This window comes from Candidatus Poriferisodalis sp., assembly GCF_965203655.1.
Classification (GTDB): Bacteria; Actinomycetota; Acidimicrobiia; order Acidimicrobiales; family Poriferisodalaceae; genus Poriferisodalis.
In genome coordinates, this window is sequence record NZ_CBDBDD010000001.1 from 64,034 (window position 1) to 83,351 (window position 19,318).

18 protein-coding genes are annotated in these 19,318 nt (G+C 66.9%); 6 read left to right on the forward strand and 12 right to left on the reverse strand.

The window, feature by feature from the left end:
* Positions 1-184: 184 nt before the first annotated feature.
* Positions 185-1,333 (reverse strand): amidohydrolase family protein, encoded by a 1,149-nt coding sequence (locus ACOGW9_RS00280; RefSeq protein ID WP_419907284.1) that lies wholly within the window; start codon positions 1,331-1,333, stop codon positions 185-187.
* 105 nt (positions 1,334-1,438) lie between these two features.
* Complete coding sequence (locus ACOGW9_RS00285; protein WP_419907346.1) at positions 1,439-2,092, reverse strand: vWA domain-containing protein; 654 nt, start codon at positions 2,090-2,092, stop codon at positions 1,439-1,441.
* A gap of 390 nt (positions 2,093-2,482) precedes the next feature.
* On the opposite strand from ACOGW9_RS00285, the gene ACOGW9_RS00290 reads away from it, so the two are divergent.
* On the forward strand, positions 2,483-4,060 hold the full coding sequence (locus ACOGW9_RS00290; protein WP_419907286.1) for a hypothetical protein: 1,578 nt from the start codon (positions 2,483-2,485) through the stop codon (positions 4,058-4,060).
* Between the two features lie 55 nt (positions 4,061-4,115).
* Here the strand turns inward: ACOGW9_RS00290 and ACOGW9_RS00295 are convergent, their stop codons facing one another.
* The 5 genes from ACOGW9_RS00295 to ACOGW9_RS00315 all read right to left on the reverse strand — a co-directional run bounded on the left by ACOGW9_RS00295 (position 4,116) and on the right by ACOGW9_RS00315 (position 7,302).
* Positions 4,116-4,472 carry a type II toxin-antitoxin system PemK/MazF family toxin gene (locus tag ACOGW9_RS00295; protein ID WP_419907288.1) on the reverse strand — a complete coding sequence of 119 codons (357 nt, stop codon included), beginning with the start codon at positions 4,470-4,472 and terminating at the stop codon, positions 4,116-4,118.
* Entirely contained in the window at positions 4,462-4,713 is a 252-nt protein-coding gene (locus ACOGW9_RS00300; protein ID WP_419907290.1) for a hypothetical protein, read from the reverse strand. Before ACOGW9_RS00300 ends, ACOGW9_RS00295 begins: the two co-directional genes overlap by 11 nt.
* Before the next feature lie 84 nt (positions 4,714-4,797).
* Positions 4,798-5,601, reverse strand: coding sequence for an HpcH/HpaI aldolase family protein (locus ACOGW9_RS00305; RefSeq protein ID WP_419907292.1), 804 nt, complete (start codon positions 5,599-5,601; stop codon positions 4,798-4,800).
* Between the two features lie 16 nt (positions 5,602-5,617).
* On the reverse strand, positions 5,618-5,926 hold the full coding sequence (locus ACOGW9_RS00310) for an NIPSNAP family protein (RefSeq protein ID WP_419907294.1): 309 nt from the start codon (positions 5,924-5,926) through the stop codon (positions 5,618-5,620).
* Positions 5,927-6,003: 77 nt separating this feature from the next.
* Entirely contained in the window at positions 6,004-7,302 is a 1,299-nt protein-coding gene (locus ACOGW9_RS00315; RefSeq protein ID WP_419907296.1) for an AMP-binding protein, read from the reverse strand.
* Here ACOGW9_RS00315 and ACOGW9_RS00320 point away from each other — a divergent pair, their 5' ends adjacent.
* Genes ACOGW9_RS00320 through ACOGW9_RS00330 form a run of 3 tightly spaced genes read left to right on the forward strand, consistent with a single transcriptional unit; the run spans position 7,303 to position 9,269 of the window.
* Positions 7,303-7,491 (forward strand): hypothetical protein, encoded by a 189-nt coding sequence (locus ACOGW9_RS00320; protein ID WP_419907298.1) that lies wholly within the window; start codon positions 7,303-7,305, stop codon positions 7,489-7,491.
* Positions 7,484-8,626 (forward strand): LLM class flavin-dependent oxidoreductase, encoded by a 1,143-nt coding sequence (locus tag ACOGW9_RS00325; protein WP_419907300.1) that lies wholly within the window; start codon positions 7,484-7,486, stop codon positions 8,624-8,626. Before ACOGW9_RS00320 ends, ACOGW9_RS00325 begins: the two co-directional genes overlap by 8 nt.
* Before the next feature lie 16 nt (positions 8,627-8,642).
* Positions 8,643-9,269, forward strand: a complete 627-nt coding sequence (locus ACOGW9_RS00330; RefSeq protein WP_419907302.1) for a hypothetical protein — start codon at positions 8,643-8,645, stop codon at positions 9,267-9,269.
* 33 nt (positions 9,270-9,302) lie between these two features.
* Here the strand turns inward: ACOGW9_RS00330 and ACOGW9_RS00335 are convergent, their stop codons facing one another.
* A complete protein-coding gene (locus tag ACOGW9_RS00335) occupies positions 9,303-10,463 on the reverse strand; it encodes a pyridoxal phosphate-dependent aminotransferase (protein ID WP_419907304.1) in 1,161 nt (386 codons plus the stop codon).
* A 22-nt stretch (positions 10,464-10,485) separates the two neighbouring features.
* Positions 10,486-12,150, reverse strand: coding sequence for a hypothetical protein (locus ACOGW9_RS00340; RefSeq protein WP_419907306.1), 1,665 nt, complete (start codon positions 12,148-12,150; stop codon positions 10,486-10,488).
* A 40-nt stretch (positions 12,151-12,190) separates the two neighbouring features.
* Here ACOGW9_RS00340 and ACOGW9_RS00345 point away from each other — a divergent pair, with 40 nt between their 5' ends.
* Together ACOGW9_RS00345 and gluQRS are read left to right on the forward strand one after the other, a co-directional pair.
* Positions 12,191-13,402, forward strand: a complete 1,212-nt coding sequence (locus tag ACOGW9_RS00345) for a nitroreductase family protein (RefSeq protein ID WP_419907308.1) — start codon at positions 12,191-12,193, stop codon at positions 13,400-13,402.
* Positions 13,399-14,340: a tRNA glutamyl-Q(34) synthetase GluQRS gene (gene gluQRS / locus ACOGW9_RS00350; RefSeq protein ID WP_419907310.1), complete on the forward strand. Its 942-nt coding sequence runs from the start codon at positions 13,399-13,401 to the stop codon at positions 14,338-14,340. The genes ACOGW9_RS00345 and gluQRS overlap by 4 nt, the downstream gene beginning before the upstream one ends.
* A gap of 12 nt (positions 14,341-14,352) precedes the next feature.
* Here gluQRS and ACOGW9_RS00355 read toward each other — a convergent pair whose 3' ends face one another.
* From ACOGW9_RS00355 to ACOGW9_RS00365, 3 genes are all read right to left on the reverse strand, one after another.
* The gene (locus ACOGW9_RS00355; protein WP_419907312.1) at positions 14,353-16,800 is read right to left on the reverse strand and encodes an FtsX-like permease family protein; all 2,448 of its coding nucleotides are present in this window, start codon (positions 16,798-16,800) and stop codon (positions 14,353-14,355) included.
* A 10-nt stretch (positions 16,801-16,810) separates the two neighbouring features.
* Entirely contained in the window at positions 16,811-17,512 is a 702-nt protein-coding gene (locus ACOGW9_RS00360) for an ABC transporter ATP-binding protein (RefSeq protein WP_419907314.1), read from the reverse strand.
* 212 nt (positions 17,513-17,724) lie between these two features.
* Positions 17,725-19,305 (reverse strand): acyl-CoA carboxylase subunit beta, encoded by a 1,581-nt coding sequence (locus ACOGW9_RS00365; protein ID WP_419907316.1) that lies wholly within the window; start codon positions 19,303-19,305, stop codon positions 17,725-17,727.
* Positions 19,306-19,318: the final 13 nt, after the last annotated feature.

The following is a 19,318-nucleotide window of genomic DNA, read 5'->3' on the forward strand; positions in this document are numbered from 1 at the left end:
CGGCCGCGAGCAGGTGCGCGCGACGCGTATGGCCCACCGTACCCCTCGGCTTCATGCGCTCCGGCGCGAGTTCGCCGCGGCGCTGGTATCGGCGGTGCCCGTTCGCGACGAGGAGTCGGTGGCTTTCTCTTCAGGCCATCGAGGCCGCCTGCCGATGATCAGCGAGCCGCCGTCGGTGTTGCCTCTAGGCAGCCGCAGCCGCCAGACGGTCGCCGCCGACGGGCAGCTTGGACAGGTCGATGTCGTACAGCTCGGCCGAGTTGTTGCAGAGGATGTCCTGCTGCTGCTCCGGCGTCAGATTCGCCGAATGCTCGTCGAGCAGCTCCTGGCTCCAAGGCCAGGTGCTGTCCGAGTGCGGGAAGTCGTTGGCCCACAGCAGCCGCTTGTGGTTGACGTCGTTCACCATCTTGAACGCCACCCAGTCGTCCTGGAACGTTGTGTAGATGTGCTCGCTGAAGTACTCGCTGGGCAGCTTGGACAGCTCCTGACCGGGCGGCAGCCAGTACCGGTGGCGCTTGTAGGCGTGGTCCATCCGGTACATGAAGTGCGGCACCCAGCCGGCGTCGGCCTCGACGCAGACCACTCGCAAGCCGGGGTTGCGCTCGAACACGCCGCCGAACACCAGCGTGCCCATGATGTCCTGGTTGGCCCGGATGATGGTCATGAAGGCGTTCGCCTTCGGCCCGCGGGGCCGGCCTTGGCCGCGGCTGGTGAGTATGTGCCACGACACGGGCAGGTTGAGATCGACGGCGGCCTGCCAGAACGGATCCCATTGGGGGTCGTCGAAGTCGAACTCGGTATGGGGGTTGCCCGACATCATCACGCCGCGCATGCCCGCCTCGGCCATGGCCTCGATGTCGCTGATGGCCTCTTCCACCGAGCGGAGGGCGGTCTGGCCCACCGCCAGCAGCCGGTCGGTGTCCACCGAGCAGTAGTCGGCGATCCACCGGTTGTAGGCGTCCATGGCCGCCTTCTTGTAGTCGGGATCGGAGTGGTTGCACAGCACCATGCCCACCGACGGGTAGATCACTTCAGCCGAGACGCCGTCTCGGTCCTGGTCGGCAGTCCGCGTGGCTGGGTCGTAGCTGCTGATGGGCAGCTCCTCATACGCCGCGCTGCGCTTGAGCTCCTCGGGCTTCTGACCTGCGGCAGCGATGAGGCCCATGTCGATCGTGCGCTTCATGCCGTCGATGACATACACATCGCCGCGCTCTTCGGTCCACTCGACCCGTGGCGCCACATCGCGCCACTTGGGGTCGATGTAGTCGACGTAAGTGTTGCGTGCCTCCGCGATGTGCGAATCGGCCGAGATGATCGGATAGTCGACGTCCACGTTCCCCTCCAGGTCGGTCCCCGGAGCGGATCGTACTGTCCGGGCTCCAGACACCGCCGGGCTCAACTGACACCGCGGCATCAACCGCGAGCGCCGGCGCCCGTCTCACTGCGAGCGGCGTCGCATTCCTTCCTCGGCCTCGCGTACGCCTCCGAAGAAGTCGTCGTTGTCGGGCGTCAGGCCCACGGTGGAGTGCCTCGTTCGCCGCTCGCTGTACGCCCGGCTCACCGATGCGAAGGCCTCACCGACACCTTCGTCAGACGCCTCGTAGTTCTGTACGTTGCGCTGATCAACACCCAGGCGGGTGCTCTCAGCGTAGGAATCCTGATTGGCACCCATGAAGACGAACGCCCAACCCTGGTCGCGCCGCTTGCTGATGAGCTCGTGGAGGTCGGCCACTGAGTAATCGGTACTGGCGTTCTCATACCCATCGGTCACGATCACGATGGTCTGATCTTCAGGCTTCTTGCCCGCCTGGCGCCGTTGCTTGACTCGACGGTCGGCACATCCGATCAACCTCCCGACAGCGTCGAACAGCGGCGTCAGCCCGCGCGGTTCGTACAGCTCCAATGCGTGCGGATCGGCTTTCTGCACCGAGACGTTGTCGACGAGCACTTCGAACGGCGCTTGCGAGTCGAACTGGGCCACCGTGAGGCGGCACGTGCCCGGCTCAGCCGCCTGCTCGGCAATGAAGCGACTTACGCCCTTGACGACGGCACCTTCCAGCCCTGACATCGACCCAGATCGATCCAGCAACATCCACACCTTCGACCGGCCAGACGGCGACGCTTTGCCACCCGCCTTGCCGCTCTTCTTGCCGCTCTTCTTGCCGCTCTGAGCCGACCCGGAGCTCCTCGCTCGCTCTGCATCTCTTGCCGAGCCTGCGTCGTCGCCACCGCGTTCCCACGGCGCCGTGCCGCTCCGCTCAAGCTGCCCGTTGCCAGTGCCGTTGGTTGATGTTGAGCCCACTGTCTTTCCCTTTCTGCAGACTCCGACCCACCCGGCGTGACTGCCAAACGGGCCGGCGGCGGCGCCGCTGATCGGCCTCCACCTCACTGATGTCCAACGTAGAGAGGGGGTGTTACAACCACGGTGGCGAGGCTCTTGCAAATTGGCCGGACAAACCTCGTCGGTCCGAGTCTCAGCCGAATGAGCGAGGCGCAACAGGAAATGAACGAAGCTGCCGATCGCCAATCGGCCGAGGCAGACGAGCCGCCAGACGGCACGGACCCACTCGCGCCGCGGCCTGCTTTGTCGGAGGACCCAGAGCCCGAGGACGATGAGCCTGGACGTCTCAGTCGCCTCGGCGACACAGCGCTCGCGACTGCCAAGCAAGCGGCTGACGCGACGGTGTCCGGAGGTCGCAAGGCGGCCGAGACCACTGGCGCAGCCGCTGCATCGACAGCTCGGGTCGTCGGCGAGAACGCCAAGACGGCAGCCGCGGCCAGCGCGTCAGCGGGGCGGGCAATCGGCAGCGGGGCCGCCAAGGTGGGAGCTACTAGCGGACGGGCCGTTGCCACGGGCACTCGGTGGTTGTTCGACTCGACATCTGAGCGCACGGCGCAACTGTTCGCGGCCGCTCAAGGACTGGTGGCGAGCGATCTCACACCTCAGTTGAACGAACTCGTGCAGGCAGCCGTGAAGGGCAAAGCCACCATCTACGACAAGGCGATGGACGCCGTCTTTCTCGAGACGCACATCGGCGGCGGCAATCACCGTCTCTTTGACGGTGGACACACGCTCCTCGGCGCGATCAAGGCAGCCCACAACGCGTCGCCAGACGACACATTTGTCCAAAAAGCACTCGGCGGGATGCAGGGCTTGCTTCGCGACGTGTCCACGCCGAAGGGTCTGCCCTTGGCCAACTGGGACAAGGCCACCTACGACTCCGTCGCGGAGACGCTGAAATCGAACTTCGGCATACCGAAGAAATGGCTCTACGACCTGAATTCCTACGATGTCGGCGAACTGATGGGCGCCAGCGTCGGAGTCGTTTCGCTGGTCTTCGGCTGGAACAAGGCCGAGACCGAGTCGTTCGCGAGCCTCGCAGCAGGCATGGGCATGTCGGCTGCCGTGAGCGCGAACCCACTGCTGCTGGCAGTGTCGGTTGTCGCCTTCGGGCGCGCCTTCCACAAGGCAAATCATGCAGACGAGTACGTCGAGCTGGCCGAGGGCGGGCTCAAGGGCGCAATCGGCATCGGGGCCAGCTTAGGCACCGTCGCGCTCGTCGGCGTCGCGGGCGGCCCCGCCGGCGTTGCTCTGCTCGCAGGCGTCACCGCAGGAGTGCTCGCACACGTCGCCACCAAGGACGTAACCCTGGAGTCCATCCACAGCTTCGTCAAGGATGATGCGGCAACGGTGGTACGCCAAATCACTCAACAGGCCATTGCCATCGGCGATGCCATAGGGGATGTCGCAGCTGACGCTGGCCGCGCTGTCACGGACGGCACGGCAAGCGTCGGCAGGATCGTGGCCGGTAGCGCAGCGATCGCTGGCAAGTCCGTTGCAAGCTCGGCGGCGGCTGTCGGACGCTTCTCAGCCGACCAAGCAACGACGGTCGGGCGAGGGACGGCCGACGCAGCTCAGGCTGCCGGACGCCTCGCAGCGGATGCCGCCGCGGCGACGTCGACCGCAGCTGGTTCAGTGGCGCGGCGAGCCAAGGCGCTCATCGACCGCGAAGGGCCGGAAGATGTCGAAGTCGACCAGCCGGACACATCCGACGGCTGAGACCAGATAGCAGCGAGGGACCCGTTCTCGGCTGAGCGCGAAGCGCGGCATCCGGTCAGAGGTTGAGTGCGCTGCGCAGCGTCTCGTCAATCGTCCGGAGTTCCAGCGCGTGCAGGCGGCCGATCCGGCGGATGAGACGCTCAGTCGAGACTGCCCGCACCTGCTCGATCTGAAACGCCGTCTCAGCGGACAATCCGTTAGCGCGGTCAGCATGGCATACGACGTGCAACGGGATCCCCCGAATGGTGGTTGTACCCGGAACCACGATGACCATCTTCAGATTCGGATGATGCAGCCGATTCTCCGACACAATCACCGCCGGACGCACAAGCGCCTGTTCGGGATCGCGCGGTTCGATTCCGAAGTCGACAAGCCAGATGTCGCCGCGGAGCAGCTGCTCCTCAACCGCCATCGAGGCCGTCCGCAGCCGCGGCGTCAAGACGGCGACTCTCGGCCTGGTAGATGGCCGCTTGCTCGGAATCGAGATTGTCGAGCGCATCCCGCACCGACGTCCACCATTCGTCACGGCTGAGCCGATGCACGGCTTCGGTCACAACCTGCAGCATCGACGTGCTCCGCTGCTCAGCGAGGCGAGCTATTTCGTCGCGCAGATCGGTGGGCATCCGCAGCGTGGTCGTCTGAGTTAGCGCCATATTTGTAGCTTAACGCGGCGATCACTTTGGCGTCGTTGGTCATTCCGTCTTGCGACAGCAGATACGGCTCCGACGCTGGCAGGGTCAGTAGATCTTGGAGTCGGCTCCGGTGGCGGCTTCGGCTACGCCGGACTCGCGGGCGGTGCGGAGGTCGCGGGCCATGCCGCGGCCGAGTGCCATGGCGTCGCCGGCCACCGTTTGCATGCGGTAGCCCTTGGCTCGGCGGTTCGCCGACAACCCAGCCGTGGAATGGATGCCCGCCACCACGCCGTGTGCGGCGCATCGTTCGGCGATGTGCTCGAGCGCTGCCTTGTAGTCGGCGTTGTCGTCGGTGTAGCCGGGGCCGTAGCCGTAGCTGATCGACAGGTCGGCAGGCCCGACGTAGATGGCGTCGACGCCCTCGATCGCCAGGATCTCATCCAGCGCCTCGACTGCCTGGCGGGTCTCGATCATGGGAATGCAGGCCGTGGTGTCGTTCGCCACCTCGAAGTAGTTCTCCCCCGCCGCAGCCCGCGCAGCCACCAGCACCGGGCCGAAGCTGCGGGCACCCAGCGGCGGGTATTTGCACGCCGTCACCGCCGCCTGGGCCTCCGCAACCGAGTTCACCATGGGCACAACAACACCCCGCGCCCCCGCATCGAGCACCCGCCCGATGATGCCCGGCTCGTTCCACGGCACCCGCACGATCGGCGTGCCGCCGCCCATCTCGATGGCCTGCATCATCTCAACCGCGACCTGGTAGTCGGCCACGCCGTGCTGCATGTCGACACAGACGTAGTCGAAGCCGGCACGCCCGGCGATTTCGGCCGAATGGCTGGAAGCCATCGACAGCCACGTGCCCAGCGTCTCGTCGCCGGCAGCCCAGGTGTCCATCATCGTGTTCGGCATAGGTGTGCGCTCCGGCTCAGCTTTCGAAGATGTCGCGCAGCATCACGTTTTCCTGAATCTCCAGCAGGGGCGCGATCTCCCTGACGAACTCCAGCCACTGCGGATCCTCGAACAGCGCCTTGCGCTTTTCGGCACGCTCCTCAAGCGTGTCGTAGCGCCACAGGTGGTAGATCTCGTTGATGCCGCCGAACTCGGTGGTGTAGTAGCCCACCGGTTCGCCCAGGTATTTGCGCTGTGCTTCGTAGCCCTTCTCGAAGTACTCCTTCACCCAGCGTTCAGGGGCACCCACCTTCAGCCGGTAGTGCCGCATCTCCACAAAGCTCATGACTGTCTCCTTCGGCCGTGCTCAAGCCATGCCCCGTCGTGGCTCGACCGCCGAACCGTAGCGCGCCCCCGATGTGCTCAGCCCCGGAGGTCGCGGACTCGCTGGGCCTTGCCTTCTGAGCGGGGAATGCCGTCGGGCTCGACGGTCCGCACCTCCACGGAGATGCCGATGCGCTGGCGGACGGTGTTGGCGAAGTCTGCAGCGATCGCATCGTGGCCGCCGGCGTCGGACTTGGGCTCCACCACTGCGGTGATGCCCTCCATTCGGCCCTGGGAGTGCACTTCGAGAAGGAAGTGCCCGGTGAGCCGAGGATCAGCCGAGACCAACTCCTCGAACTGGCTGGGAAACACGTTGACGCCGCGGATGATGAGCATGTCGTCGGTGCGGGCAGCCACCCGGCCCATACGGCGCATCGAGCGGGCCGTGCCCGGCTGCAGCGAGCAGATGTCCCGGGTCCGGTAGCGGATCACCGGCATCGCAACCTTGGTCAGCGAGGTGAACACCAGCTCGCCCGTCTCGCCTTCGGGCAGCACCTCGCCCGAGTCTGGGTCGATGACCTCGGGATAGAAGTGGTCCTCCCAGATCGTCGGCCCGTCCTTGGTCTCCACGCACTCGTTGGCGACACCCCCGCCGATGACCTCAGAGAGGCCGTAGATGTCGACAGCGTCGATGCCGAAGGCCTCTTCGAGCTCGGCCCGCATCGCCTCCGACCACGGCTCCGCGCCGAACAGCCCCACCCGTAGCGAGGTGGATGCGGGGTCGATGCCCTGGCTGCGGAACTCGTCGGCCACCACCAGCGCATACGACGGCGTCGCGCACAGCACATCGGCATCGAAGTCCACCAGCAGCTGCACCTGCCGGGCCGTCTGGCCGACCGACGCCGGCACCACCGTGCAGCCGAACTGCTCGGCCGCGTAGTGCGCGCCCAGCCCGCCGGTGAACAGGCCGTAGCCGTAGGAAACATGCACCACATCGCCGGGCCGCACACCGGCTGCGACCAGCGAGCGCTGATACACGTGCACCCACATGTCGATATCCGACTGCGTGTACCCGACGACGGTCGCCTTGCCGGTCGTGCCCGAGGAGGCGTGAACACGCACGACCTGGTCCCGCGGCACCGCGAACATGCCGAAGGGGTAGTTGTCGCGCAGCTCGGTCTTGGTGGTGAAGGGGAACCGTGCCAAGTCGTCCAGGCTGCGCAGATCCGACGGGTGGACGCCTGCGTCGTCGAACAGACGCTGGTAGGCGGGCACGTGCGCGTACGCATGCGCCAGGCTCCAGGCGAGGCGCTCGAGCTGGACGGCCCGGATCTCAGCGATCGGCGCTTGCTCGATGGGATGCAGTCCCCGCCCCGCGGCGGGCTCGAACTTGGCCATGTGGCGGTTCCTCGTGTCGTCGGCGGTCGGCAGCTCTCGATCGATGCCGGCCCCGATGATGCCCGTTCAGATGATGGCAGGGGCGCCGGCTTCCTAGTGTTGACGTCTGCGGCACCGCTCCCGCCCGACGCGGCACCGTTCCTGTACCGCAACCGCCCGGAGGCCGGCCGGCCGATGTTCCATGACTGACTTCCGCTTCACGATCCTGGTCGTGCCGTACATGCGCCGGCGCGACGAGCAGATCGGCCTCGCCGGATCGATGCCCGAGCGCTGGCAGACCCTCATGGATCACGTGCGGACCCAGATGCAGTTCGCCGAGTCGGTCGGCTACGACGGCTTCGCCATGACCGAGCAGCACATGCAGGTCGAGGGCATCGAGACCACCACCAACCCGCTGTTCTGGGATTACTTCGTGGCCCAGCACACCGAGCGGATGCGTGTGGGCCAGCTCGGCATGAACCTCACCGCTGTCAACCCGATCCAGCTCGCCGAGAACATCGCCATCCTCGACCACTTCACCGGCGGGCGCACCTTCGTGGGCTTCACGCGCGGCAACACTCCCCGCTGGACCGGCACCTTTGGGCAGCACCTCGGCATCACCTCGACCGAATCCGACAAGTCCGAGGCCGACCAACGAAGCCGGCGGGCCCTCTACGAGAACTGGCACCTCATCAAGTCGCTGTGGACCCAGGAGAAGGTGTCGATCCAGGGCGAGTTCTGGCAGGTGCCGCCCGAGATGGAATGGCACTTCCCGCCGACCGACGATTTCGATCCGACCGCCGTCGACGAGGACAAGACCCTGCGCGAAATCGGTATCGTCCCCCGGCCGTTGCAGCGGCCGCACCCGCCGGTGTACGCACCGTTCAGCTACAGCATGGAGACCTCGAAGTTCTGGGCACGCGAGGGGGGGAAGATGGTGAGCTTCGTGGCGCCCGAGCGGCAGAGCTTCATCGGCACCGCGCTGGGCATCTACCTCGAGGAAGCGCATAACGCGGGGCGCGAGACATCTGCGGCCGATGCGCTGGCGATCGGCGGCCACCTCACCATGGGCCGCACACCCGCCGAAGCTGCGGACCTCTACGCCGGCTTCGAGGAGCTGTTCAACTGGGCCTACAACGCGCCGCCCTACGTGGTGCCGATGGGGCGTGTGTGGCGAGGCAGCAGGGAAGAGGAACTCGACCACGTGGCCTCGCTGCACGAGGAGTTCGGTGTCACCGAGTTCTTCCTGTGGCATCACGTCGGCTACTTCACTCAGGACCAAGAGCTGGCCATGCTCAACGAGTTCGCCGAAGGCGTGATCGCTCCCCTGCGAGCTGGCGCCTGAGCACGGCCTGCGAACTGTGACGAGCGCAGCCGACGACAACCGACTGGTCGGCGTCGGCGCACTGGATGCCCGCTCCCGGGCGGTTGCGGTGGCGATGGCGTTCAAGGTGGCGCTGGCGCTGTGCTTCGTGGTGGCCATCGCCGTGCCGCTCGATCACCTCGAAGGCAAGGGGATGGCATTCCGCTTCCCGCTGTTCATGCTGTCAGCGGTGGTGGTGCCGCTGGCGTGGCGCGGGCGGTTCCGGCCGTATCCGGCGACTGCCGACGTGCTCATCGTGGCGCCGTTCCTGATCGACACGCTCGGCAACCTGGCCTACGTCTACGACACCTTCGACGCCACCGACGACGTGCTGCACACGCTCAACTGGATCCTGCTCGTCGGTGCGTTTCACGCCTGGCGCTATCGCCGTGGCGGGGCCGCAGATCGCCTGTCCCGCGGCGATGCGTGGTTGCTCGGCGCAGGACTCGGCGCGCTCGCCATCGTGGGCTGGGAAGCAGCCGAGTGGATCGTGGCCGAGACGGGCGCAGGCGGCGGCCTCGATCTCACCTACGACGACACCGTCGCCGACCTCGTCCTTTCTACCGCTGGCGGCATGATCGGCTCCGCTCTCGCCGTCACTCTCTTTCCGGCGCGACCCCGCTGAATCGCTGAGCCGTATTGCTGCCAGCCGGCAGCGCTACAGGGTGCGGAGGCGTTCTATGGCTTCGTCGAGGACGGCATGTTGCTTGCAGAAGGCGAAGCGGACGAGGTGGCGGCCCTCGTGGACGTTGTCATACATGACGACGTTCGGGACCGCGGCCACCCCGATGCGTTCGGGCAGGCCCCAACAGAACTCGATGCCGTCGTCGTGGCCGATCGAGCGGATGTCGGCGGTAATGAAGTAGGTGCCAGAAGGCTCGAAGACCTCGAGGCCTGTCGAGCGCAAGCCCTCCGACAGCCGGTCTCGCTTGGCTCGCAGATCGTCGGCTTGGGCTGTGAAGTACTCGTCGCCGAGGTCGAGGCCCGCCGCGATCGCATGCTGGAACGGGCCGCCGCTGACATAGGTCAGCCATTGCTTGGCCGTGCGCACGGCGGCCACCAACTCGGGGCGGGCGCACACCCAGCCGATCTTCCAGCCGGTGACGGCGAAGGTCTTGCCGCCGCTGGAGATCGTGACCGTGCGGTCGGCCATGCCGGGCAGCGTCGCGATGGGGATGTGCTCGCCGTCGAAGGTCAAGTGCTCGTACACCTCGTCGGTGACCACGATGAGGTCCCGTTCGATCGCCACCGCTGCGATGGCCTCCAGCTCTGCCCGGCTGAACACCTTGCCGGTGGGGTTGTGGGGGCTGTTGAGCACCAGCATCCGGGTGCGCGGCGTCACCGCGGCCGCCAGCTCGTCAGGATCGAATCCGTAGTCGGGAGGGCGCAGGGTCACCACCTTGCGCACCGCCCCCGCCATCGAGATCACCGCGCCGTACAGGTCGTACCACGGCTCGAAGGTGAGCACGTCGTCGCCCATCTCGGTCAGCGCCAGGATGCTGGCCGCCAAGGCCTCGCTGGCACCAGCGCTGATCAGCACCTCGCTGTCGGGATCGACGTCCATGCCCCAGAACCGCTTCTGGTGCCGTGCGACCGCGTGACGCAACTCCGGGATGCCGATGCCCGGCGGGTACTGGTTAGCCGTGCCGCTGCGGATCGCTGCGACCGCCGCTTCGAGCACCTCAGCCGGCCCGTCGGTGTCGGGGAAGCCCTGGCCGAGATTGATGGCCCCGGTGCGCACCGCCAGTGCGGACATCTCGGCGAAGATCGTCAACTGGTAACCCTGCAGGCGCGAACTCAGGTACGGCAGCCGTGCCATGTCGCGGAGGCTAGAGGCGCCGCTACTGGTACGACACGAACAGGGGCAACGGCGTGCGCGCCAGCACCTGGGAGGCGGTGGGCGTCGGCGAGTCCTCGTCGTAGAAGTTCTTCCAGCCCCACCAGAAGCGGTCGGCGTCGGGCTCGCCGGTCAGCGCATCCCAAGTGCTGTACTTCGTGTTGATCGGGCCTTGACCGTCCATGTGGATCAGCACCGCCAGCTCCGGGGGCGTCTCGATCAGCTCGCGGTTGGTGATCATCGAGAAGCGGAACTGATGCAGCACCAGCAGCTTCTGCGGCAGGGCCTCGGTGCGGACAAGCTCGGCCAGCCAACGCACGACCTCGTTGATCTCGGCCGCATCGACGGTGCCGATCTGGCGCAGGTGGACCTGGCCGGGCTTGAGGCGCCACTCGGGATCGAGCGCCAACCCGACGTGGGGAAGTCGCAGCAACTCCTCGTACTGCTTCGCCTGGGTGAGAAAATCGGTGCGGCCCGGCTGCAGGTCCAGCACCACGTACATGTCGTTCGCCGCCGCAGTTTCGATCCACGGCCTGATGTCGTCGAGGGCGGTCTCGTTGGAATAATCGCCGTCACGGCCGGCTTGCGCTGAGGCGACGGTGGCGATGATCTCGAAGGCGAGCACCACGTCTGCCCCGTCGGCGTCGTAGCCCTCGGCGATGGACCGCAGCCGCGCCACGCCCTCGGATGGGCCCTGCTCTCCGAGCACCCCGAGCTGCGACGTCGATGGGTGGCCGTACATGGCCACAATCCGGCGAGTGCGGTCACGGTCGAAGATGAGCAGGCCGCCGCCCGGCAATTCTGCGCCGCGGCGGACAACCTCGAGCTGCCACGCTGCTTCGGGTTCGAGTTCGGCTTGCACCTCTACGTGCACTGCGCTGCGCAGCATCTCGCGCTCGGCCGGGGCGAGGGCTCGCATGTCTGCATGAGCGGCCACCGCCGCTCCGCCGAGGGGCTGAACGAGCGCCCCCAGCACAGCGGCGTGCTCGGCGCCGGCAACGATCCACACGCGTTCGTAGGTCACGTCCGACAGCGGCAGCGTCGTCTGCGGATCGACCGGCACCCGCTCGATGGCGAAACCGGGGAGCCGCCGTTCGAGGATCTGCTCGCTGAAGCCAGCCGTCACGATCCGCTCCGGAGCGAGGCGCTCGATCTCCGCCATGAGGTCGGCCGAGGACCATGACTCGATGAGCAGCAGCGGCCCCCGAAGATCGTGGCCAGCGAGCGAGACGATCGCTTCGGGACTCCAAGCGAGCGCCAACCCGACCTCGTCGGCGCACTCGTAGAGCGTGCGCGAGATGTCGAAGCTGAGCGTCACCGCGTCGGCGGTGTCGAGAGCAATCTCTCCGGCGCTGGCCCGGGGCGAACAGTCACGGACCGTCGTGGGAGGGACGGCCGCCTCGGTTGTCGCGGCGGTCCCGGTGGTGCCAGTCGCGCCGGAGGTTGCAGTCGTACTGGCCGCCTCAGCGGTGCCTGCCGCTCCAGCCGTCGTCTCAGCGGCCGCGGGAGCGTCTGTCACCGCAGACTCGGCGGGCTCTTGGGTTTCTGGCCGCTCCAGCAAGCGCAGCGAGCACGCACTGCACAGCAGCGCGAGGGCGGCGCACGCCAGCACCGCGCCCGACCTGAACGGCCGAGCGTCGTGCCGCCTAGCCGGCGAGGGGTTCGTCACGCCGGAGAAACTATTGAGTGAGGCGGCAATACTGGCGGCTATGCCAACGCCAGAGTTGAACGCCCATGTCCCTGCCCGCTACGACACGGCCGGAGTCGACCTCGCATCGGTCGACGGGGTGCTGTCGACCACCCGGTCAGTGCGCCTGCGGCTGGATCTGGAACGCGACGTCCCCCATGACGTCGTCCTGGACTGCATCGACGTAGCCGAGCAGGGGCCCGGCGGCGGCAACCAGGCCAGCCGGCGGTGGCTGCTGATCCGGGATCCTCAGCAGCGTCAGGCCATCGGCGACATGTACAACTCGGTCGTCGGCGCGTTCATGAAGCGGGGGCGCGACGCGACCATGGGAACCGGGCACCCGATGGAACAGGTGATGAAGTCGGCGTTCCACCTCGCGGAGCACCTCGCCGACGTGCCAGTGATCGTCATCCCATGCGTCTGGGGGGTGCACGACGACAGCGGCAAGCCCGGCCTGTTCGATTCGGTGCTGCAGTCGGCGTGGAGCTTCTGCCTCGCCGCCCGTGCCCGCGGTCTCGCCACGGCGTGGACCACCGCGATTCTCAACAAGGAAGACGAGCTGCGCGAGGTGCTCGGCATCCCCGAAGGAGTCACACCGGTGGCGCTCCTGCCGCTCGCATGGTCGAAGGGCACCGAGTTCGGCTCGGTCCCGCGCCGGCGCGCCAATGAGATCGCGTACGTGGACGGCTGGGGTCGCACCTGGGAGGCACGAGGCGACGAGTCGGCCGCCCGGTCGCTGAGAGAGGGGCCCGGCGCCACGGTCGAAGTCGATATCGACGCACCCGCCGAACGCGTGTGGGAGATCGTCAGCGACATCAATGCCGGGGCTGATTTCTCCGAGGAATTCGTACGCGCCGAGTGGGCACCGGGCTACGACGGCCCGGCCGCTGGCGCCAAGTTCATCGGCCACAACCAACACCCCGCCATCGGCGAGTGGAATATCGATCTCATCGTCACCGAGTACGAACCGAACGTGCTGTTCGGATGGGCGACCGGCGAGACCGAAGACGTTGCCGGCGCCCGGTGGCGCTACGAGATCGACGTGTTGCACGGCCAGCGCTGCCGCCTGCGCCACACCGTGCGGATCGGTCCGGGCGAATCGGGCCTCTCGGTGGCAATCACGGCGATGCCCGACAAGGAGCCGCGCATCCTGTCCCGCCGCCAGGACGAGCACCTGGCGAACATGGCGCGCTGCGTGGAGGGCATCAAGGCGCTCGCCGAGGGCAGCGCTTGACCACAGATCTGACTGTCGGTCGCTGGGCGCCGAGCCCGACAGGCGACCTGCATCTGGGCAACCTGCGCACCGCACTGCTGGCTTGGCTGTTCGCCCGATCCGCTGGCGGACGTTTCTTGTGGCGCTTTGAGGATCTCGACGGCGCGGCGCGACCGCGGTTCTACGAATCGCAGCTGCGCGATGTGGCCGCGCTCGGGCTCGATTGGGACGGCGAGCCGGTCCGCCAGAGCGACCGCCTAGCTCTCTACCGCGACGCCATTGCCGAGCTGCGCCGGCGCAACCTCACCTACGAGTGCTTCTGCACCCGGCGCGAGATCGCCGAAGCCGCGGCGGCACCGCACGGACCGTCACCCGAGGGTGCCTACCCGGGCACCTGCCGACGCTTGACCCGCGCTGAGCTCAAGCAGCGGCGCAGCAGTGGCCGACCGGCGGCGCTGCGGCTGCGGGTGGGCTCGGACGACTCGGAGCCCACCGAGGTGACCGTCGTCGACCGCCAGCTCGGCGCCTACGCCAGCACAGTCGACGACTTCGTGATCCAGCGCGGCGACGGTACCCCCGCCTACAACCTCACGGTCGTCGTGGACGATGCCGCCCAAGGCGTCACCGAGATCGTGCGAGGCGACGACCTGCTGCCGTCCGCCCCCCGCCAGACCCATCTGGCGCGCCTGCTCAGCCTTGAGCCGCCCTCCTATGCCCACGTCCCCCTCGTGCTCGGCCCCGAAGGTCGCCGCCTGGCCAAGCGAGACGGCGCCGTGACGCTGCAGGACCGCCTGGCACTCGGCGAGACACCAATCGACTTCGTCATCCTGCTGCTGTCGAGCCTCGGACTCGACCCGGTTACGAGCCTCGACGCCCTCGCCGAGACAGCGCAGCGCTTCGACCCGACGACTCTGCCACGACAACCCTGGGTGTACGAGCCTCCTGCGGTCACAGCGTGAGTCGGCCCGGCGCTACTCCATGACCCGGAGCTGGCCCGGGATGAACATCTTGTTCAGCTTGCGGCCAGGGAATATCGGCGCCAGCGCGATTGCGGCCAATGCCACCACGAACGACGCCGCCATCTCCCACCAGCGCACCGACACGATCATGCCGACGTCGGGGACGGCCGTCGGCATCTGGAACAACGCCATCCATAGCAACAGTGCGTACCCGAACAGACCGCCGAGCACCACGGCAACCACGCCCAGCAGCAGCCCCTCCACCGAGAGGTTCGCGATCACCCGCCGCACGGGTATGCCGTAGGCGAACATCGTGGCGTGATCGCGGGAGCGCTCGTCCACATTGATGTTGGCGGTGTTGAACGCGATCAGCATCACCAGGAAGATGACGAATATTCGCGTGATGACGAACACGCCGCTGGACTGCTCCAGCGAATCCTCCAAGGACTGGAACGTCTCGTTCAACCCCTGCACCAGTGCCACGCCCGTGCCGCTGCCGAAGAGCGCTCGCTTCACGTCGTTCAGGCTGCTGCCGTCTGCCGGCACGCCGGTCACGATGTTGGCCAGATCGCCGAAGCCCCAGGTCGACGCCTGCGAGAGATCCATGTAGGCGTTGAGCCGCAGCGGATGCGGATGGATCGCCGCGACGGGCAGGCTGCGGGTGCTGTAAGTGAACGCCCCATCGACGAGCGCCGGATGCGTCACGATGACGTCATCGCCTACCCCCACACCGAAGTCACGAGCGGCCTTGTCGGCGAGAACGATGCCTGGCGACCGGGGCGACAGCGATCCCTCCGTCGCGGTCGGCGTCCACACGGTGCTGCCGAAATCGACGAAGCGGACCGCGAGATCCAGCCGGATCGGGTCGTCGGTGGCTTCTGACGTGGCGGCTGTGACATTGGCCCCGAGCACCATCGCCGGCTCGCCGAGTTGCACCGTCGGATTGGTGAGTATGTCCTGAACCTGCGGCGAGTTGACCGGGTAGAAGGAATCCAACTGCACCGTGAAGCGGTCAGGCTCGCCACCGAGCAGTTCTTCGTTGCCGTCGTCGAGCGTGGCCGTAAAGGTGCTGCCCAGCCCCAGCATGGCGAACATGATCGCCAAGCTCATGGTGAAGGTCAGCAGCGTCAGGAATGTCCGGCGGGGAGCCCTCATCAGGTTCCGGAACGGCATCCGCTCGAGGCTGCGGCCCGGCAGGGGGATGCGGCTGATGATGGGCCCCAAACTGCCGCCCCTCGATGCCAGATGACTTGAGCGAATCGCGTCGACTGGCCGCACCCTGACGGCGCGCAGGACAGGCCAGAGCACGGCAAGCACCGGCACTGCGAATCCGAGCGCCATAGCCTGCGCGTAGATGCCTGCCTGGAAGGGTTGCTCGAAGATCGGCAGCCACGCAACCTCCTGCACGACGGTCACCGTCTGGAAGGCGATCGCGTAGCCCACGGCGACGCCCAAGATCATGCCGATGATGCCGATCTGCAGGCCGATCAGCAGCGGCCGGATGACGATCGTCCGGGGATGCTCTCCGATCGCCATTGAGTTGCCGATCTCGCGCCGCTGCGCTTCGACCATGCGGGCGGAGAAGTTCAGTGCGGCGAACGCAGCTCCGACAAAGAGCAGGAGCGAGATGGCGTTGTAGATGCCCTGGTCGATCTCTGGTGAACCGGTCAAGCCGATATACGAGGGCGTCGCCTCTCGGGTGAGGACGTCCAGCAGTACACCGTCCTGCGACGCGGCGGCTTCGGTGAGCTGCCGGGTCACCGCCGCTGCGTCGGCACCTGGCTCGAGGGTCAGCACGAGGTCGTTGACCATGCCGGACCGGCCCGATATGTCCTGCGCGGCATCCAGCGGGGCGAACAGCACCGCCAGGTTGGACCTGCCGAGCGATCCGTTCCCCTCGATGATGAGGAAGAACTCGGGTGACACGGCAGCGCCGACATAGTCCACGCCGACATCGCCGCCCACCGTCAGCGCGCCGCTCGTCGGCAAGTCCCAGAAGGTCGAGAAGCCCCGATTGACCAGCACCTGCGGTGTTGCGCTGTTCGAAACCGGCCGCGCAGCATCGTCGATCAGGTAGACGTCATTGACGACGGGCTCGCTCCCCGACAGGTCCATGCCGACGATGCGCCCGTGCACCAGCAGTTCTTCGCCCTCGACGACAGTCTCGACCTGGGTGTCGAACAGGAGGCGTTCGTTGTAGCGGTCGATGCCGTCGATCTCGCTGGCGATGCGAGCAAGCGAGCCGGCCGGCACGTCCCCGCCCTCGCCGACCGTCGCCCGCAGGTCGTACATGCTCGTGGCCTCGAGGCTCTTGTCAATGGAGGTGAGCCTCCATTGCGTCACGCTCGAGAGGCCCGCGTACAGCCCGATGCCGATCGCCAGTGTGAAGCCGATGGCGACGATCTGGATCCAGCGTTTGCGCGCGTCCCGCAGGGACCACCGCAGCCGGAACAACCACATGCGCGCGGGCCTACCAGTGGAGCTCGGACAGCGGGGTCTTGCCGCCCTCGGGCGGACCGTCGCTGATGATCTGCCCGCTGCTCATCTCCACGACGCGGTCGGCCATGCGGGAGATCTCGCGGTTGTGGGTCACCACGAGCACCGCCCGGTCCTGGTTGGCTTGCTCGGCGAGCAATTCGAGGATCTGGGCACCGGTCTTGAAGTCCAGCTCGCCGGTGGGCTCATCGGCGAGCAGCACCGGGTTGCCGGTGGCGAGTGCTCGCGCGATCGCCACGCGCTGCTGCTCGCCGCCCGACAGCTCATGCGGGAAGTGACCGAGCCGGTGGCCGAGCCCGACGGAGTCGAGTATGTCGGCGGGATCGGCCGATCCGCTCTTGCCGGAGACGTCCATGCCGAACTCGACGTTCTCGGTTGCGGTCAAACCCGGGAAGAGGTTGAAGCTTTGGAAGATGAAGCTGACCGTCTCGCGCCGCAGCGCAAAGAGCTCGCTGCGGCTTGATGTGGTGAGATCACGTCCCCCGACGGTCACCTTGCCGGATGACGGTACGTCCAGGGCACCGATGATGTTGAGCGTGGTGGTCTTGCCGCTGCCGGATGCACCGAGGACGACGACAAACTCGCCCGTATCGACGTGCAGGTCGATGCCGGCCAGCGCTGTCACCAGCACGGGGCCGACTTCGTAGTGCTTGGTGACGCCTTCGAGATCGATCACGTCAGAGATCTCCCCAGTCGCTGCCGACGTCGATAATGGTACGAACTACCAAAGCTCTCGACCGACATCACGGCCGCTCGGCATTGCTTCAAGACGCTACTGCTCGCTGGCTCGTCGGTGGGCTAGGCAGCTAGGTGAACCGCACCTGTTGTTTCCCGCTCTTGTTCCCGTATTTCGTGCGATTGGGCTCACGGGCCGCTCGGACCCGGGCCTCAGCAGCTCGGCCAATAGCTCAGCGGCCGCTGCTCGGGCGGCGGCACCGGCCGATTGGCCAGCATCCGGATGTCCGAGATGAGCACGCTGCGGGTGTCGGCGGGGTCGATCATCTCGTCGATGCGCATCGTGCCGGCTGCTTCGAAGGGATTCGTCGCCTCAGCCACCTCGGCCACGAGCTTCAGCCGCTCGGCCTCGCGCTCGTCAGGGTCGGCGATGCGCGAGAGCTTCGAGCCGAACGCCACGTTCACGCCGACTTCGGGATCCATGAAGCCGACCTCCGCACCGGGCCAGCAGTAGATGCCATGGCTGGGCATCCGGGAGCCGTTCATGGCCTGCCAGGCCATGCCGAATGCCTTGCGCAGGCACACCGTGAGCGTGGGCGCGGACGCGTTCTGCAGTGCATGCATCATGCGAATGCCCCAGTGGAGCATCAAGTCGTGCTCGACACGCTTGCCGACCATGAAGCCCGGCACGTCCACCAGGAAGATCATGGGAATGTTGTACGAGTCGCACACGGTGGCGAGGCGAATGACCTTGTGGCAGGCCTGCGGGTCGAGGGTTCCCGCCTGGAACATCGGGTTGCTCGCGATGACGCCCACCGCGTACCCGTCCAGCCGGGCGAGCGCGCACACCACGTTGCGGGCGTAATTCGGCTGCATCTCGAAAACGGAACCGGGGTCGCAGATGCGGGCGACGACGCGTCGCATGTCGTAGCCGCGGGTGCGCCGGGCCGGCACCATGCGGGCCAGCTCGGGATCGGGCCCGTCGCCGCCGCGTGGCTCGGCCCGGGGCGCCGGCTGCCAGGCATTCGAGGGCATGTATGACAGCCACCGCCGGATGGCTTCATACCCCTCCTCGTCGGTGTCGACGCCGAGATCGATCTGCCCGGTGATGCGAGCGTGCACATCGACGCCACCGACGTCTTCGAATGAGATGACCTCGCCGGTCGCGATCTCGAACACCTTCGGCGAGGTCACGGCGAGGCACGAGCCGCGCACCATGACGACGTAGTCGCTCATGGCCGACACGAACGACGAGCCGCCGAAGGACTGGCCGCAGATCATGGTGGCCATCGGGATCCGGTGACGCCGCTGGGCCATCTCGAACATGGCACCGGGCTCGGAGATGCCTTCCGAGCCCATGAGATCAGGAATGCGGCCGCCGCCGGTCTCGCCGAAGTGCACGACAGGAATGCCCATGGTGAGCGCGCGGTCGTAGAGACGGCTCTCCTTGCGGGTGCCCACGATGGAGCTCGAGCCGCGCAGCACCGTGATGTCGTCGCCGAACACTGCCACCGGCCGGCCGTCCACATCGCCGTGCCCGCCGATCTTGCCGTCACCGGGTGTGATGTCGCGCATCTCGGGGCGGAGCGACCGGCTGAAGGTGCCGATCTCACGGAACGAGCCGTCGTCGAGGAAGGCATCGATGTGCTGGCGGATCGTCCGGTCGCCTTCTTCGGCCATCGCCTGGACCTTCGAAGCGCCGCCCATGTCCCGCCGGATCACCTCGGCTTGGGCCTGCATCTCGGCAACCCGTTGCTCGTGGCTGATCGCGTCGCCGTCTCCGTACTCAACCATTGGCCGTCTCCTG

Coding starts and splice junctions, on each gene's coding strand:
- ACOGW9_RS00300 (WP_419907290.1), bottom strand. CDS start 4,713: ATGGCGCTAACTCAGACGACCACGCTGCGGATGCCCACCGATCTGCGC.
- ACOGW9_RS00365 (WP_419907316.1), bottom strand. CDS start 19,305: ATGGTTGAGTACGGAGACGGCGACGCGATCAGCCACGAGCAACGGGTT.
- ACOGW9_RS00305 (WP_419907292.1), bottom strand. CDS start 5,601: ATGCCGAACACGATGATGGACACCTGGGCTGCCGGCGACGAGACGCTG.
- ACOGW9_RS00310 (WP_419907294.1), bottom strand. CDS start 5,926: ATGAGCTTTGTGGAGATGCGGCACTACCGGCTGAAGGTGGGTGCCCCT.
- ACOGW9_RS00355 (WP_419907312.1), bottom strand. CDS start 16,800: ATGTGGTTGTTCCGGCTGCGGTGGTCCCTGCGGGACGCGCGCAAACGC.
- ACOGW9_RS00290 (WP_419907286.1), top strand. CDS start 2,483: ATGAGCGAGGCGCAACAGGAAATGAACGAAGCTGCCGATCGCCAATCG.
- ACOGW9_RS00295 (WP_419907288.1), bottom strand. CDS start 4,472: ATGGCGGTTGAGGAGCAGCTGCTCCGCGGCGACATCTGGCTTGTCGAC.
- ACOGW9_RS00325 (WP_419907300.1), top strand. CDS start 7,484: ATGACTGACTTCCGCTTCACGATCCTGGTCGTGCCGTACATGCGCCGG.
- ACOGW9_RS00315 (WP_419907296.1), bottom strand. CDS start 7,302: ATGGCCAAGTTCGAGCCCGCCGCGGGGCGGGGACTGCATCCCATCGAG.
- ACOGW9_RS00285 (WP_419907346.1), bottom strand. CDS start 2,092: ATGTTGCTGGATCGATCTGGGTCGATGTCAGGGCTGGAAGGTGCCGTC.
- ACOGW9_RS00345 (WP_419907308.1), top strand. CDS start 12,191: ATGCCAACGCCAGAGTTGAACGCCCATGTCCCTGCCCGCTACGACACG.
- ACOGW9_RS00335 (WP_419907304.1), bottom strand. CDS start 10,463: ATGGCACGGCTGCCGTACCTGAGTTCGCGCCTGCAGGGTTACCAGTTG.